Below are 15,811 nucleotides of genomic sequence, written 5' to 3' on the forward strand. Positions count from 1 at the left end.
GGCGAACAAACGGTCCGCCCCGAACCGCGGAGACGGGTTGGGCGCCGTTACGAGCCGACAGGCCACGCGCTGCTGCTCTGGGCCTGCCGGATTCCGCCGTCGCCGTTTGTCGAACGGCGAGCTCCAGTCACGAACCGAGAAGGCCATGAGAACGGACAGCATTATCTTTAACGATTGTTTCAAGACATTTACCCGGGACCAGGACAAAGCTTTGTCGCCGGAACAGACCGTCGCCCAGTTTTTCCAGAAAATCAAGCAATTCGAAATCGATATAGTCAGTGAAGTCAAACGTATCGATAACGGCCGGTTGGATATACCGGTCTATTTCAGCGTCTGCACCGATGAAGCCCGGGCCTTGACCGGGACCAGGAAACAGATGGGTAAAGGAGCGTCGCCGATGCAGGCCAAGGCATCTGCCTGCATGGAACTGGCCGAGCGCTTTTCTTTCTTTTCGTTTGTCAACGACGAAACGAACTTTATCCGTGGAGACTATCGGCAGGTTCGTGATCTGGGATATCAGGTGCTTGATCCCAGCTGGCTGCTCAAGTCGGTCAGGGACGAGCACCTCAATGCCGAGGAGTTGTTGGAGTTGCTGTCGGGTATCCCGTTGCGCTGGACCATGGCCACCCGGGTGGCGGACGGCGAAACGCTGCTCATCCCCTTTTCCTGGTTCTATGCAATCAACGAATTTAACGGCCCATCGGCCGGCAACACCATCGAGGAGGCAGCCCTGCAGGGGCTTTGCGAAGTAGTTGAGCGCCATGTCTGCTCACTGATCAACCAGCATCGGCTGGTGACGCCGCTCATCGACTTGGAGTCGGTCACCGACCCGGTTGCCAAAGAATTGCTCGATAAATTCAAGCGCTGTAACATTGATCTCTATTGTGCCGATTTCAGTCTCGATACCGGTATCAGTACGGTCGGCGCTCTGGCCATCGATCGGTCGAGTTTTCCGGAGCGCAGCGAGATCGTCTATACAGCCGGCACCACGCCCCACCCGGAAAAGGCTCTGATCCGTGCAATTACCGAGGTTGCGCAGCTTGCCGGCGACTTCAATACCGGAGCCAATTATGTCGCCTCGGGGTTGCCCAAGCCATTGTCCATGGACGAGGTCCGGTATCTAACCGAATCGCCGCAACGGACGACCGTTGGCAGGATGGCGGATCTGTCCGACGATAACATGCGCGTTGAGATCGAGCGGTGCCTTGATGTCTTGAAAGAGATCGGTCTGGAGGTTTTCATGATCGACGTCAGTCAACCGCGACTCGATATTCCAGCCCTCTATACGATTATTCCCGGGGCGCAGTTTCGGGAACGATCGGTTCGCCGAGATGCCGGGCTCTTTGCCGCCAAGTTGCTCAACGAACTGGTCGATGACGCAGAGCTGGTCACCGCAAAACTCGACCGGATGGAAGCGCTGTTGCCCGAAGCCTACTATCTCTGGTTCTATCGAGGCGTCGCCGCCTACAACCAGAAGGAGCCGGAGCGGGCACTGGCGTGTTTTCAGCAGGCACTTACTTTGCAGCCGGAGCAGGAAGACCTGCCGTATATCCTGTCCTATCAAGGACAGGCACTCAAAGACCTGCAGCGCTACGACGACGCCATCAAGGCCTTGCAACGCGGTTGCAGGGAAGATGATGAACGGCCGGATATCCACAACCTGCTCGGTTTCTGCTACTTCAAAAAGCAGGACTTCCAAACGGCAATCAGCCATTTTGAGCGGGCCGTGCAGCTCAATCCGGCGTCGGCTATGGATTACGCCAATCTTGGCGTCAACCATCGTCGACTTGGCCATCGTGACGAGGCGCTGCAGGCGTTCACCGTGGCGCTGACGCTTGATTCCGGGATCGAGTTCGCCCGCAGCCAACTTGAAGAGATGCTCGGAGAGGGGCCGTGACCGCGGCGGGCCGCTGCTGCGCTTTTTTGACCGCGGCCGGGCTGGCCGGTCTGCTGCTGGCGGTTCTCTGCGGTACTGTTGTCGCGGTCGAGCAACAGCCGGCAGAGCGGCGCGCCCAGCTTTTAAAGAATGAAGCGAAGCGTTTTTATTGGGGAAACGGAGGCAGGCAGGATTATCGGAGGGCTCTTGAGCTCTACGAGCAAGCCGCAGCCCTCGGTGATGCCGAAGCGAGTTATATCGCCGGCGGGATGTATTATACCGCAAAGGGGACGACGAGGAATCTGGCCAAGGCCTTTACCTACCTTGATTTTGCGGCACGGCAAGGTGAGAGTTCCCCGGCTTCCCAGCGGGCGCTGGCCGAGTTTTACCTGCTCGGCAGTGTTGTCCCGCAAAATTTCGGAAAAGCGGCCGACTGGTATGAGCAGGCGGCTGTCAACGGGGATACGGATGCGCAGATAGAACTCGGCTTTCTGCATTTCGTTGGGCGCGGCGTCGAGCAGGATTTCACCAGGGCCTATGAACTCTTTCGTCAGGCCGCTTTTCAGAATAGCGGGGTTGCCCAATACAACCTGGGCATCATCTGGTATACCGGTAACGGCGTCGAGCAGAGCGATTTGACCAAGGCTTACGCCTGGTTCAGCATCGCCGCCGGCAACGGCTTTCGTGACGGCGTTCAGGCTCGGGACTACCTGGCTACGGTACTCAGCGAAGCGGAGATCGCCCGCGGCCAGGACGAAGCGTCACGGCTTTTCCGGGAAATCCGGTCCGGGCAAACTGCAACCGGTCAGACGCCATGATCAAGGATCAGAGATGCCGCTTGCCCGGCGCCGAAGCGATAGATAGCGTGAACCGTCGATGATGAGAATCGCTCTGCTCGCAGTCACCGACCGGGGACGACGTCTTGCCGAAACGATCAGTCGGGAGATGGGCGATGGTGATCTGCTGACCACGGAAGACGGGGTCAGAAAGGCCATCGAAGCAGCCTGGCGCTATTATGACGGGCTGATCTGCATCATGGCTACCGGTATCGTGGTCCGCTGTATTGCCGGTCTTTGCCGCGACAAGATCAGCGACCCGTGTGTGGTCGTCGTCGATGAGCAGGGGCAGTTTGCCATATCGCTGCTCTCCGGCCATATCGGTGGCGGCAACGATCTGGCACGGCAGGTGGCGAACGCCTGCGGTGGCCAGGCGGTCATTACCACCGCTTCCGATGTGAGCGGCCATACCGCAGTCGATCTCTGGGCCGTCGAGCAGCAGTGCCGCATCGTCAACCCGGAGCAGTTGGCCGCAGTTACCGCCCGCCTGCTCAATCGCGGGTTCATCCGTGTTTTCCAGGATGAGCGGTATGTTGACCGGCTGCCCGATGATTTTCGTGATTGCGTCGCCAGCGAGGATGCCGACCTGATCATTTCCCGGCAACCGTCGGTTTGCGGCTCCTCGCTCCAGCTGCTGCCGTGCCGCCGCTTTATCGGCTTCGGTTGCCGGAAGGGGGTCGCGGAAGAAGACTTTGCTCGGGCGGTAACCGATCTACAGCAGCGCTTCGGTCTCGATCCGCGCAGTGTCGCCGGTGTCGCCAGTATCGATATCAAGGCGCAAGAAGCCGGATTGCTGCAGATTGCCAGGCGTTATCGGTGGCCGATCCGTTTTTTTTCCGCGGAGCAGCTCAATCGCATCGTCTCTCCTTCGGTGTCGGCGAAGGTCTATGAGAAAACCGGAGCACACAGTGTTTGCGAAGCGGCGGCCATGCTTGCCGCCGGATCCATTGAAAAACCAGGTACATTGATCATCAACAAAGTGAAATGGAAAACAATAACGGCAGCAGTGGCTCAGCGGGTAGATTGAGCGTTGTCGGTACCGGTCCCGGGTCGCTGGCCTATCTCACCCCGGCGGCGCGGGATACCCTGCGGGACGCCGATGTGGTGATCGGCTACCGGACCTATCTCGATCTGCTCGGCGAGGTCATCGCCGACAAAGATATCGTCTCCTCGACAATGATGCAGGAGGTGGATCGAGTCAGGAGCGCGCTGGTGTTGGCCGAAGGCGGCAAGAAGGTAGCCCTCGTTTCCGGCGGCGATCCGGGTGTTTACGCGATGGCCGGTTTAGTCTACGAGATGGCCGCCGAGCTCGACAGTCGTGTCGATATCAGAGTCATTGCCGGTATCGCCGCCCTCAACGGCTGTGCCGAGCGTCTCGGTGCGCCGCTGATGCACGATTTCGCGTCAATCAGTCTGTCCGATCTGCTGACACCGTGGGAGATGATAGAACAGCGTCTGCAGGCTGCCGCCGGTGCTGATTTTGTCATTGTCCTCTACAACCCGAGATCAAAAAAACGCAGCCACCAGTTAACTCGCGCCCTCGACATCATCGGCGAGCACCGGAGTCCGGACACGCCGGTCGGGATCGTCACGGCGGCTACCCGGCAGCGGGAACGGGTCGTCGTTACCAGCCTCGAAGCCTTTGATGTGGAGTTGGTCGATATGCAGACCACGGTCATTGTCGGTAATTCGCACACCTTTGTCTGGCGTGGCAAGATGATTACACCACGCGGCTATCGTTCAAAGTATCGACTGGATTGAAAACCATGCACATCTATCTTGTTCGGCACGGTCGCACCACTGCTCCTGACGCCTATAACGGCAGCACCGATATCGCCTTGTCTCCGGAGGGGATGCAGCAAGCCCGGTACTCGTCGTCGCTGCTCAAGGCTATTGCCTTCGATGCCTGTTATTGTAGCCCGCTGCAGCGCTGCCGCGATACCCTCGATCTGCTCGGTGTGCCTGTTACGGCAGCGATTGAAGATGAATTACGGGAGATCGATTTCGGCCGGTGGGAAGGACTGACCCTGGCTCAAATAGCCGAGCGTGACCAGCTCAACCTGGATCGCTGGCAGCGGGAGCGGGGGCGATTTTCCTTTCCCGGCGGTGAAGGAATTGAGACCTTCAGCCGGCGGGTCGCCGACTGGTTCGATCGGCTCGCCTGCCGCGACCATCAGCGGGTCCTTGTTGTTACTCATGCCGGCGTTATCCGGCGGGCGCTCTGCCATCTCCTCGGGTTCGGGCACGATCACGTCTATACCTTCGGAATCAGGGAAGCAGGTATTACCCTGGTTCACCGCCGGCCTGATTTCTGCGTTCTCGAGTTCCTCAATCGGGGTGGAGAGCGCGATGGCTGAGATTATTCTGGTGGTCGGCGGCACGCGCAGCGGTAAGAGCGATTATGCCCAGCGGCGCGGCGAAGCGATCACCGGTCGCCGCTGTTTCATGGCGACCTGCAGGGAAGCCGATGCGGAAATGAGCCGGCGGGTGGCTCGTCACCGGGCCGCCCGCGACCCGCAGGACTGGACGACCGTCGAAGAACCGTTGCGGCTCGCCGCAGCCCTGGAGGATCACCCGGACTATGACGTCTATCTGATTGATTGCTTGACGCTCTGGCTCGGCAATCTCCTGGACCACAGGCCGCACGCTTCCCCCGACGACCTGGAAGCCGATGTTATGGAGCTGATCGACGATTTGCTGCAACGACTGCGGGTGAGCGGCGGCAGCGTCATCCTGGTCAGCAGCGAAGTCGGTATGGGTATCGTGCCGGAAAACCGGCTCGCCCGTCTCTACCGCGACCTGCTCGGCCGTTGTAATCAACGGATTGCCGGGCTGGCCGATGAGGTGGTGCTCGTCAGTTGCGGCTTACCACTCTGGCTCAAAACAAGCAAAGGAGAAGTATGAAGCTGTTGGAAAAAACCTGTCGGGACATTTTCCCGCAGGATAGCGAAATGCGTGCGGCGGCCAAAGCCCGGCTCGACCAGTTGGCACTGCCGCACTGGGCCCTCGGTGATCTGATGGACCTGGCCATCGAACTGGCCGGCATGACCCGGTCGATGTCTCCGTCGTTCAAGCGGAAAGCCGTGGTAACCATGGCCGGCGACCACGGCGTGGTCGCCGAAGGGGTCAGCAAGTTTCCCCAGGAAGTGACGCCGCAGATGGTCGCCAATTTCGTTAACGGCGGCGCCGGGATCAACGCGTTGGCTCGACAGGTTGGCGCCGAGGTGCTGGTGGTCGATATGGGTGTAAACAGCGATTTGAGCGCTCTCAGTGCGGCCGGCAAGATCATCGATAAGAAGGTAGGCCCGGGAACCAACAATATCGCCCGGGGACCGGCGATGAGCATTGCCGCTGCCCGGCGCGCCGTCGAGGCCGGTATAGAAGTGGCCCAATCGTTGCGGGAGTACGACCTGCTCGGTACCGGAGACATGGGGATCGGCAACACCACGCCCAGCTCGGCGATCGCTGCGGTGCTGACGGGCCGGCCGGTTGAAGAGGTCACCGGCCGTGGAACCGGCCTCAACGACGAGCAATATCGCCGGAAAATCAACGTTCTCGAGCAGATTCTTCAGGTCAATCGCCCGGATCCGAGCAACGGACTCGAGGTACTTGCCGCGATCGGCGGCTTTGAAATCGGCGGTATTGCCGGACTGATTATCGGCGCCGCGGCGCAGCGACAGCCGGTCCTGGTCGACGGCTTGATCTCCACGGCCGGCGCTCTGATCGCCTACCGGATCGAGCCGTTCGTTCGCGACTATATCATCTGTGCCCACCGTTCGGTCGAACCGGGCCATAAATACATGCAGGAGATGCTGGGCTGGCCCCGCCCGCTACTCGACCTGAATCTGCGACTGGGTGAGGGGACCGGGGCAGCGCTGGCCATGAATATCGTCGAAGCGGCCCGGGCGGTGCTGGTCGACATCGCCACCTTTGCCGAGGCGGCGGTCGCCCAGGCGGACAAATAACCGTGCCCTCTCAGCACCGGGAAAGCAGCGCCCGTCGGGCCGTCGCGCACCCCGTCAGGTCATTGCTGACGGCTCTGGGTTTTCTCAGTATCATTCCGATCACCACCCGCGACGGTGACGAGCGGGGTGAGTTTGCTGCCGCATTGTTTTATTTCCCGCTCGTCGGCCTGCTGCTCGGCGGACTGGCCGCCGTCTTTTTCCTGGTGCTGCAGCCGATCCTGCCGCCGCTGGTGGTCGGTGCGCTGCTGGCAGTCCTGCTCAGTCTGTTGTCCGGCTTCATTCACCTCGACGGATTGGCCGATAGCGCCGATGGCTTCTTCAGCGGCACGCCCCGCGAGCGCTGTCTGGAAATCATGCGAGACAGCCGGATCGGGGTCATGGGCAGTGCGGCGATCTGCTCGCTGTTGGTGATCAAAGTTGCGGCACTGGCTTCGATCGATGGCGGGCAGATGATTGTTGCCCTGCTGGTAGCGGCCACCGGTGGCCGGGTCGGCATCGTCTGTATGATGGCCCTGTTACCCTATGCCCGCAGCGGCTCGGGACTTGGTCTGCTCTTCTACGGCGGCGCCACCCGGCAGGCGGCGGTCGTGTCGATTCTGCTGCTGGCAGTGCTCGTGCTGGTGTCGGCCGGCCACAGGTTCATGCCGATTTTCACTGCGGCGGCCGCACTGCTGTTGCTGCTGGCGGCACTGTGCCGGAAAAAAATCGGCGGCGCTACCGGGGATACCCTGGGAGCGACCTGCGAGATGATGGAAGCGACGATATTGATCGTCTTCTCGATGACTCTCTGATGATGCGCACCCGATGAAAACAGCAGATAAAAATGGCCGGTCGGCCGACTGCACGCCACTCAGCCGGCAGGAACACGGCGGCAATATCTACAAACTGCTGCGGGAGATAAGCGACACCGCAGAACTGCTTGATTTCAGCGCCAACATCAATCCGCTCGGCCCGCCGGCCTGGTTGCGTTCCCAGGTCAATCGTCAGTTGGCGATGATTGCGCACTACCCGGATCCCGAGTGCCGGGAATTGATCCGGACAATTGGCGATCGTTACCGGGTCGACGAACGCCTGGTGGTAGCGGCCAACGGCACAACGGAACTGCTCCACCTGCTGCCGCATATCATCGAGCCGCGGCCGGTGATCATTCCGGTGCCGTCATATATCGATTACCAGCGGGTGTTCACCGGCACCGGGTTTGCGGTACAGACGGTAACGCTTGACGAGTCCGACGGTTTTGCCATTACCGGAGAGCGGCTTGCCGGTTGGCTGCACGGCGGAGAAATCGTGATCTTCGGTAACCCGGCTAACCCGGCCGGCTCACTGCTGGCCGATACGGAGATTCGCGCGGCGGCCGAGGCTTTTCCCGACACGCTGTTTGTCGTCGATGAGGCGTTTCACGATTTTACCGCCGACTTTCAGACCGTTGGCGGCAGCACCGACAATATCATCACGCTCAACTCGCTGACCAAGTTCTTCGCACTGCCCGGGCTGCGCGTCGGCTTCGGTATCCTGCCCGAGCGCTACGCCGAACGGATGCGGCAGTCATTGCCGCCGTGGTCGGTCAATACCCTCGCCCAGAGCGTTGCCGCCGAGGCACTGCGCGACGACGATTACTGCCGGTCGACCCGGAGCACTTGCCGACGGCTGCGCGAGGAACTAGCCGGCAGGCTGGCGCGGATCAGCGGTCTTAAGGTATACGACTCGGCGGCCAATTATCTGCTGCTGCGCTGTACCGCCGGGCCGGATGGCGAAGAGCTCTATGCCCGGCTATTGGCACGGGGCATCGTGATCAGGCGGTGCAGCAACTATCAGGGTCTCGATCGCACCTATCTGCGCGTCGCCGTGCGAACCGGAGAAGAAAATCGGCAGCTGATCGAGGCGCTGCAGGATGCTTTCGAATCGCCGGTAAGGACCGCTTCGTCACGACCAACCAGGCGGGCGCGGGCCTTGATGTTCCAGGGCACCTCCTCCAACGCTGGCAAGTCGATCATGGCTGCAGCGTTCTGCCGCATCCTGCTGCAGGAAGGTCTGCGGGTGGCGCCGTTCAAGGCCCAGAATATGTCGCTGAACTCCCATGTAACCCGTGACGGCGGCGAGATGGGGCGGGCCCAGGTGGTTCAGGCGATGGCGGCCCGGGTCGATCCGGACTGGCGGATGAATCCGGTCCTGCTGAAACCCAACAGCGACACCGGTAGTCAGGTGATTATCAACGGCCGGCCGGTCGGCACGATGAATGTCAGGGCATATCACCAGTACAAAGAGCAGGCATGGGCCGCCGCACGGCAGAGCTATCACGAATTGGCTGCCGACTACGATGTGATCGTGCTGGAAGGGGCCGGCTCTCCTGGCGAGGTCAACCTCAAGCGTCACGATTTTGTCAACATGAAAATGGCCCGGGAGGCCCGCTCGCCGGTCCTGCTGGTCGGCGACATCGATCGGGGCGGTGTCTACGCGTCGTTTGCCGGCATCATGGATGTACTCGAAGAGTGGGAACGACGGTTGATCGCCGGCTTTATCGTCAACAAGTTCCGCGGCGATCAGTCGCTGCTCGATGAAGCCCATCGCTTTATCGAGCGTCATACCGGCCGCCCGGTGTACGGGGTGGTTCCCTACATCTCCGGGATGGCGATCCCGCAGGAGGATTCGGTGGCCTTGCGCGAGGGCTGTTACGGCAGGCAGACAGCGACGGCCGACCAGGTGGATATCGCGGTCGTCGATTTACCCCATATCTCCAATTATACCGATATCGATGGATTGCACGGCGAGCCCGACGTCGTCATCCGGTTCGTCTCTCAGGCTGCTGACCTCGGTCGACCGGACGCGGTGATTCTGCCCGGATCGAAAAATGTCGCCGGCGATCTGGTTGCGTTGGCCCGGGCGGGTTTTGTCGAAGCGCTGCATGGATACGTCGCGGCCGGCGGCACGTTGGTCGGCATCTGCGGCGGCTACCAGATGCTCGGCGAAACAATCAGGGATCCGCACCGGCTAGAGACGAATAATGAGGCCGTTGCCGGACTCGGCCTGCTTGCCGGTACCTCCGTGCTGCAGTCCGGCAAGATCCTGCGCCGGCGGACCGGCACCCATCTCCTCTCAAATCTGCCGGTTTCCGGCTATGAGATTCACCACGGGGTGACTGAAAATCATCTCACACCGGTGCTCTCATTTCCGGACGGATCGACATGCGGCGGCAGCGACGATACGGGCCGGATCTGGGGCGTCTATCTGCACGGGCTGTTCGACGAGGATTTGTTTCGCCGCTGGTTTGTCGATCGGCTGCGGCTCGCCAAAGGATTACCGGCTATGAACCAGGTACTTGCCTCGTACGATCTGGACAAGAATCTCGACGAGCTGGCGGCAACGGTGCGGGCCTGTTTTTCGCTGGAACACATCTATCGATTGATCGGTCTGTGACGGCTTATGGCGGTCTTGTTCATCTCTCTTGCCGCAGTGCTGGCGATCGATCTGCTGATCGGCGATCCCCGCTGGCGCTATCACCCGGTTCGGTTGCTCGGCATGCTCTGTGAACGGGCTGAGCGACTGGCTCGCCGGGCCGAGCGATGGTTGCCGGTCCGGCTCTGCGGCGCGCTCGCCTGGGGCATGGTGAGCGGTGTCAGTTTGGCGGTAGCACTGACGCTGTTGCTGCTTGTCAGCCGGCTGCAGCCACTCGCCGGTATGGTGTTCGCCGCTGCCGTTCTCTTTTTCAGTATTGCCGCCGGTGATTTGATCCGTCATGCCCGGCAGGTCAGCCGTTACCTGCTCGGGGGCCATCTCGTTCAGGCCCGGCAGGCGGTGGCGATGATGGTCGGTCGGGACACCGATGCCCTTGACGCAAGTGGGATCGCCCGGGCCTGCATCGAATCGGTGGCCGAAAACCTGGTCGACGGCGTCACCGCGCCGATTTTCTGGGCCCTTGTCGCGGCGCTTGCCGGCGCCGGTTTCGGTCTTGAACCGTACGGTGCAGCGGTGCTTGGTGCTGTCGGCTATAAGGCGATCAACACCATGGACTCGATGTGGGGTTACAAAAATGATCGCTACCGGGAATTCGGCTGGTGTGGCGCCCGGGCGGACGACATGGCTACGTTTCTGCCGGCCAGGATCAGCGGCCTGATCGTCATCGGCGCCGCCGTCCTGCTCGGCTACGACGGCCGGCAGTCGGCCCGCGTCTTCCGGCGCGACCGTCTGCAGAGTTCGAGCCCGAACAGCGGTCAGACCGAAGCGGCAGCGGCCGGCGCCTTGGGCGTCCAGCTGGGTGGGACGGCCAGCTATTTCGGCACCGAGCAACCCAAGCCGCTGATCGGCGGTGGCCTGAGACCGCCGGAAGCGGGCGATATCGAGCGCTGCAATCGCCTGTTAATCGCCGCCGCAATCCTGTTTACGGCGACTATGATGATAACGATCGGCACGCTTGGTGCGGTGGCAGGGTAATATGGCTCAGGCTTGTTTTATCATTGGCGCAACGCACAGCGGCGCCGGCAAAACGACGCTGACGCTGGGAATCATGGCAGCCCTGGTGCGGCGCGGTTACCGTGTACAGCCGTTCAAATGCGGGCCGGATTTTATCGATCCGACGCTGCACGAAACGGTCACTGGACGCGTCTCCTACACGCTGGATCTGCACATGATGGGCGCCGACGCCTGCCGCGACCTTTTTTTTGAGCGGGCCGAAACCGCAGATATCTGTGTGCTCGAGGGGGTCATGGGACTGTTCGACGGCGGCTCCGCCAGCACCGCAGCGTTGGCCAAGGTGCTGCAGGTACCGGTCTTTCTAATCGTTGATGCCCAGTCGAGTGCGGAGAGCAATGGTGCGCAGCTGAAAGGCTTTGAGGAGTTCGATGCAGAGCTGACCATCGGCGGGGTGATTTTTAATCGGATCGGCTCACCGCGCCATCGTCAGTTGATCGAGCAGACGGTAAGGCAGCACTGCCGGACAAAGATCGTTGGCTGGGTGATGCGCGATCATGCTTTCACCATTGCCGAGCGGCATCTCGGGCTGCACATGGGCAGCGAGCACCCCCTCGCCGATGACGATCGCCGCCGGCTGGAGCAGACCATCGAGGAGCATCTCGATCTGCCCGCTATGCTGGAGCTGGCTGTCCCGCCGCGCCGACCAGAGCGGTCCCGCGGCCGGAAGGGTCGACCTCCGGTCGGAGCCAGGCCGACCATGCGTATCGGTGTGGCCGAAGACGAGGCATTCTGCTTCTATTACCGGCAGAATTTCGAACTGCTGATCGCGGCCGGTTTCGACATCGTTCGCTTCAGTCCGCTTCATGACCGGCACCTTCCAGAAGGGGTGGCCCTGCTCTATTTCGGCGGCGGTTACCCGGAACTGCACGCTGCGGCGCTCAGTGCCAACGAGGAGATGCGTTCGGCGGTGCGCGAGCGTTTCGCAGCCGGACTGCCGATCTACGGTGAGTGCGGCGGTTTCATGTATCTCTGCCGGCAACTGGTCGATCAGTCCGGGCAGCTGCACCAAATGACCGATATCTTCCCCTTCCGGACAACCATGGGGACGCGGCTGCGGCGGCTCGGTTATCGAACCGTCGAGTTGCAGCAAGATTGCCTTCTCGGGCGTAGCGGGGACCGTCTGTTCGGTCATGAATTTCATTATTCGGACCTCGACGCCGGCCAGTCGGTCGATGAAACACCTCCCATCGTGACCTGCTATCGCCTTGATAATAATTCTTCGGAAGGCTATAGTATCGGATCGGCTCTGGGGAGCTATGTTCATTTGCATTTTGCCAATACCCCGAAGGTGTTGATTCATCTTCGACGACAACTTGAACGGGACCAACCATGCGCGGTGGAATGATTAGAGACGTTGCTCCTGAAGATATCGAACGTCTCAGTTTCGCGATGATCGAAGAAGAGTTTTTTGACCAGACCGGTCTTCACCCGGAGTCATTCGATAGGCACACGTTCCGGATCATCAGGCGCGTTATCCATGCCAGCGGCGATTTCAGTTTCGCCCGGTCCCTGGTCTTTCACGAGCGGGCGATCCCCGCCGGTATCGCGGCGATCCGGCAGGGGAGGGCGATCGTCATCGATGTTTCGATGGGAGCGGCCGGCATTAACCGCGGCCTGGTAGAACGGTTTGGCGGCAGGGTAATCTGTCGGATCGGCGATCCGGGCATTGCCGAAGAGGCCCGGCGCAACGGCCAGACCAGGAGTGAAACGGCCCTACGGCGGACGATGGCCGACGATCCCGGCATCATTACCGTCGGTAACGCACCGACCGCACTGCTCACGGTGATGAAGATGGTCGAGCGGCGCCAGCTCCGTCCGGAGCTGGTCGTCGGCGTGCCGGTAGGTTTCGTCAACGCCGCCGAAGCCAAAGCGCTTTTACGGCAACAGGACTATCCATTTATTACCAATACGGGGCGCACCGGCGGCAGTTCGATAGCCGTGGCGATCGTTAATGCGCTGCTGCACATTGCCGAAATCAGAGAGGAAAACTGATGCACAAGGTTCGTTTGTTGTGCCTGGTAATTGTCTTTTTCCCCCTTTTTGGCCAATTGATAGGTGCCGCCGGTGTCTCCGCCAACGGCCAGCGCAGCGAGCTCGAGCAACAGCAACGTGGCCGCAGCAACGTGCTCGAGATCGGCCCTGAAGTTCTCGAGCAATTAAGTGAACAGGAGCGCCAGTGGTATCGACGGTTCCAGGAAGGGGTACTGTTTTTTGACGGTTGGTCGGAGATTTCCGAGGAGCTACTGGCCATCTTCCCCGAAGAAGAATGGCCGACCCGTCAAGTGATGATGCAACGGCTTGGGGTGAAAATCGGCACGGAATGGGCCAAGAATAACGAGACGCGGAAAATCGATACGGATATGATTCAGCATTGGGGTGATCTGTTGCGCGGCGCATTTCGCCATGGTACCGAGGAAACCCTCACCGCGCTGCACAGGATAGAAGCGGAAGTCGATTCCATCCTGCTGGCCAGCGATCGATTCTCGATCACCGCCCGTGAGCCTTGACAATACGCCGGGGTAATGCTACAGAAGCGCCACCGGCAGAATCTACCGCCGGTGGGGCAGGGTATCACTCCGTCCCGCTAACTATCAGTTTCGGATCTGAACCTCGTCGCGCTGGAGTTTGACGAGCAGTCTCCGGCAGAGACGATCAGTCCGAAAGCACAGTTTCTTGTACTTATCTCATCGCTGAAAAGAAAGGGGAACCGGCCATGGAACGAACATTTGCCATTATTAAACCAGATGCCTTTGCTGCCGGTCATGCCGGCTCAATCCTGACGAGAATTTATCAGGAAGGATTTCGCGTCGTCGGCATAAAAAAGCTGTTTTTGAGTAAGATCGAAGCGGAAGGCTTTTATGCGGTTCATCGGGAGCGCCCCTTCTTCGGGGAATTGACTGACTTCATGAGCAGCGGGCCGTGCCTGGTCATGGTCCTGGAGGCTGAGAACGGTATCAAAAAATGGCGGGAGTTGATGGGCGCCACCAATCCTGCCGAAGCGGCGTCAGGCACCCTGCGGCGCGAGTTTGGCTCGTCGGTTGGCGAAAACGCCACCCACGGATCCGATGCTCCTGAAACCGCTGCCTTCGAGATCGGTTATTTCTTTTCCGGTCTGGAGTTGTTGACCAACTCCTGAACGATCCTCGCCACAGTGCTGCGACAGGGCCGGGCCTGTTCGGTCCGGCCTGCCGGCAGCACTTGTCTCCCCCGTCAGTCGCCGGTATCGAGAGCCGCCTTCGGAGAAGCGGGAGACGGGTGTGTCGCGGTGACCCGTGCCTCGAGCCGGCCCCGATGCAGCGTGATGGCGATATGTTCCTCTACGGTAACTTGTTGTTCGTCGGTGATCAGGCGGCTGTCGTGATTTCGGGTCGGCATGGTGGAGACGATCGAATAGCCGCGGGCCATTGTAGCCAGCGGGCTGAGCGAATCGAGCACGGCGGCGGCCCGCTGCAACTGATGGCGTTTTTTGTCGATGGTTTGTCGGCCGCAGATGGTCACCATCTCGCGGAGCCGGCTGACCCGGCTCTGATAGGCGTCGATGGCGTGGATCGGCGAATTATGCCGCAACCGACCGGTCAATTCGTCGGTGCGTTGCCGGGCTCGTTCCAGGCGACGGGACATGTTTTCAATCAACCGTGACGCCGCCCGGTCGAGCCGCAACGTCGGTTGACTGAACGCGGCATCGAATGTCGACAGGAAGTGGTTGAGACGATCAAGCCGGCTCCCGATCGAGTCGATGCGCCAGGTAAGACTCCGCTGCAGGCGTGCGCAAAGAGACGCTACCCGCTCGCTCAGGACACCGTTGTCGATGACCAGCAGTTCAGCTGCCCCGGTCGGCGTTGCCCCGCGGAGGTCGCTGCAGAAATCGGCAATGGTAAAATCGGTTTCATGACCGATGCCGGTAACGATCGGGATTCGCGCCCGGTGCATCGCCCAGGCTACCTCCTCCTCGTTGAAGGCCCACAAGTCTTCAATGGAGCCGCCGCCGCGACAGAGCACGATGACATCGGGGTGCAGCTCATGGGCACGGTCGATGGCACCGCTGATATCCTGGGCCGCTCCTTCGCCCTGGACGCGAACCGGGATGATCTGGACCTGGAGCGACGCCCTGCGCTTACGGCAAACGGTAAGGAAATCATGAACCGCAGCCCCGGTCGGCGACGTTATCAGCACGATTTTTTCGATGAAGCGAGGAATCGATCGTTTGGTGGCTGCATCGAACAGGCCCTGTTCTTTAAGGCGCTGTTTCAAACGTTCGAAGGCGATCTGCAGGTGCCCGGTTCCATGGAAGTCGATCGTGTCAACGATAATCTGGTATTCGCCGCGCGGTTCGTAAACCGTAATCCGGCCGTCGCAGATGACCTGCTGGCCGTCGCACGGATCCCGGGACAGAAACGACTGCTGATTTTTGAACAAAACCGCCCTGATCTGACACTGCGCATCCTTAAGCAGAAAATAATAATGACCGGAGAACGGGCGCCGCAGACCGGAAATCTCTCCGGCCACACGGACAAATCGGTACCTGCCTTCCAGCAGCTGGGAGATGTCTTTGGTCAGTTCACTGACGGTTTTGACGTCCTTGACAATCATTGCGGATGCTCTGGTCAGAGGATTTGGCCGGGAATTTTCCAGCGTTTACCGATGGACACCCGGATGCATTTGTACTA

Annotated in this window: 15 protein-coding genes; 14 read left to right on the forward strand and 1 reads right to left on the reverse strand. The window is 60.4% G+C overall.

The window, feature by feature from the left end; all coding sequences use genetic code 11:
- Window positions 1-145 precede the first annotated feature (145 nt).
- The 14 genes from BUC26_RS12875 to ndk all read left to right on the forward strand — a co-directional run bounded on the left by BUC26_RS12875 (window position 146) and on the right by ndk (window position 14,280).
- Window positions 146-1,897, forward strand: coding sequence for a YcaO-like family protein (locus BUC26_RS12875; RefSeq protein WP_073376642.1), 1,752 nt, complete (start codon window positions 146-148; stop codon window positions 1,895-1,897).
- Window positions 1,894-2,694 carry a tetratricopeptide repeat protein gene (locus BUC26_RS12880; RefSeq protein ID WP_073376644.1) on the forward strand — a complete coding sequence of 267 codons (801 nt, stop codon included), beginning with the start codon at window positions 1,894-1,896 and terminating at the stop codon, window positions 2,692-2,694. Before BUC26_RS12875 ends, BUC26_RS12880 begins: the two co-directional genes overlap by 4 nt.
- A 58-nt stretch (window positions 2,695-2,752) precedes the next feature.
- Window positions 2,753-3,739 carry a cobalt-precorrin 5A hydrolase gene (locus tag BUC26_RS12885; RefSeq protein ID WP_084540643.1) on the forward strand — a complete coding sequence of 329 codons (987 nt, stop codon included), beginning with the start codon at window positions 2,753-2,755 and terminating at the stop codon, window positions 3,737-3,739.
- Entirely contained in the window at window positions 3,697-4,473 is a 777-nt protein-coding gene (cobJ, locus tag BUC26_RS12890; protein WP_073376646.1) for a precorrin-3B C(17)-methyltransferase, read from the forward strand. The genes BUC26_RS12885 and cobJ overlap by 43 nt, the downstream gene beginning before the upstream one ends.
- Before the next feature lie 5 nt (window positions 4,474-4,478).
- Complete coding sequence (locus BUC26_RS12895; protein WP_073376648.1) at window positions 4,479-5,069, forward strand: histidine phosphatase family protein; 591 nt, start codon at window positions 4,479-4,481, stop codon at window positions 5,067-5,069.
- Entirely contained in the window at window positions 5,062-5,616 is a 555-nt protein-coding gene (gene cobU, locus BUC26_RS12900) for a bifunctional adenosylcobinamide kinase/adenosylcobinamide-phosphate guanylyltransferase (RefSeq protein WP_073376649.1), read from the forward strand. Before BUC26_RS12895 ends, cobU begins: the two co-directional genes overlap by 8 nt.
- On the forward strand, window positions 5,613-6,677 hold the full coding sequence (cobT, locus tag BUC26_RS12905; RefSeq protein ID WP_073376651.1) for a nicotinate-nucleotide--dimethylbenzimidazole phosphoribosyltransferase: 1,065 nt from the start codon (window positions 5,613-5,615) through the stop codon (window positions 6,675-6,677). Before cobU ends, cobT begins: the two co-directional genes overlap by 4 nt.
- 2 nt (window positions 6,678-6,679) lie before the next feature.
- A complete protein-coding gene (gene cobS / locus BUC26_RS12910) occupies window positions 6,680-7,468 on the forward strand; it encodes an adenosylcobinamide-GDP ribazoletransferase (RefSeq protein ID WP_161949851.1) in 789 nt (262 codons plus the stop codon).
- A 13-nt stretch (window positions 7,469-7,481) separates the two neighbouring features.
- On the forward strand, window positions 7,482-10,091 hold the full coding sequence (locus tag BUC26_RS12915) for a cobyric acid synthase (RefSeq protein ID WP_073376653.1): 2,610 nt from the start codon (window positions 7,482-7,484) through the stop codon (window positions 10,089-10,091).
- A 6-nt stretch (window positions 10,092-10,097) separates the two neighbouring features.
- Window positions 10,098-11,105, forward strand: coding sequence for an adenosylcobinamide-phosphate synthase CbiB (gene cbiB / locus BUC26_RS12920; RefSeq protein WP_073376655.1), 1,008 nt, complete (start codon window positions 10,098-10,100; stop codon window positions 11,103-11,105).
- Window position 11,106: 1 nt separating this feature from the next.
- The gene (locus BUC26_RS12925; protein ID WP_073376657.1) at window positions 11,107-12,489 is read left to right on the forward strand and encodes a cobyrinic acid a,c-diamide synthase CobB; all 1,383 of its coding nucleotides are present in this window, start codon (window positions 11,107-11,109) and stop codon (window positions 12,487-12,489) included.
- On the forward strand, window positions 12,486-13,136 hold the full coding sequence (locus tag BUC26_RS12930; protein WP_073376730.1) for a precorrin-8X methylmutase: 651 nt from the start codon (window positions 12,486-12,488) through the stop codon (window positions 13,134-13,136). Before BUC26_RS12925 ends, BUC26_RS12930 begins: the two co-directional genes overlap by 4 nt.
- On the forward strand, window positions 13,136-13,651 hold the full coding sequence (locus tag BUC26_RS12935) for a hypothetical protein (protein ID WP_073376659.1): 516 nt from the start codon (window positions 13,136-13,138) through the stop codon (window positions 13,649-13,651). The genes BUC26_RS12930 and BUC26_RS12935 overlap by 1 nt, the downstream gene beginning before the upstream one ends.
- A gap of 206 nt (window positions 13,652-13,857) precedes the next feature.
- Complete coding sequence (ndk, locus tag BUC26_RS12940; RefSeq protein WP_073376661.1) at window positions 13,858-14,280, forward strand: nucleoside-diphosphate kinase; 423 nt, start codon at window positions 13,858-13,860, stop codon at window positions 14,278-14,280.
- Window positions 14,281-14,354: 74 nt separating this feature from the next.
- Here ndk and xseA read toward each other — a convergent pair whose 3' ends face one another.
- Window positions 14,355-15,734 carry an exodeoxyribonuclease VII large subunit gene (gene xseA, locus BUC26_RS12945; RefSeq protein WP_073376662.1) on the reverse strand — a complete coding sequence of 460 codons (1,380 nt, stop codon included), beginning with the start codon at window positions 15,732-15,734 and terminating at the stop codon, window positions 14,355-14,357.
- Between the last annotated feature and the right edge of the window lie 77 nt (window positions 15,735-15,811).

Origin of the sequence: Desulfofustis glycolicus DSM 9705 (assembly GCF_900130015.1) — a bacterium.
Taxonomy (GTDB): domain Bacteria; phylum Desulfobacterota; class Desulfobulbia; order Desulfobulbales; family Desulfocapsaceae; genus Desulfofustis; species Desulfofustis glycolicus.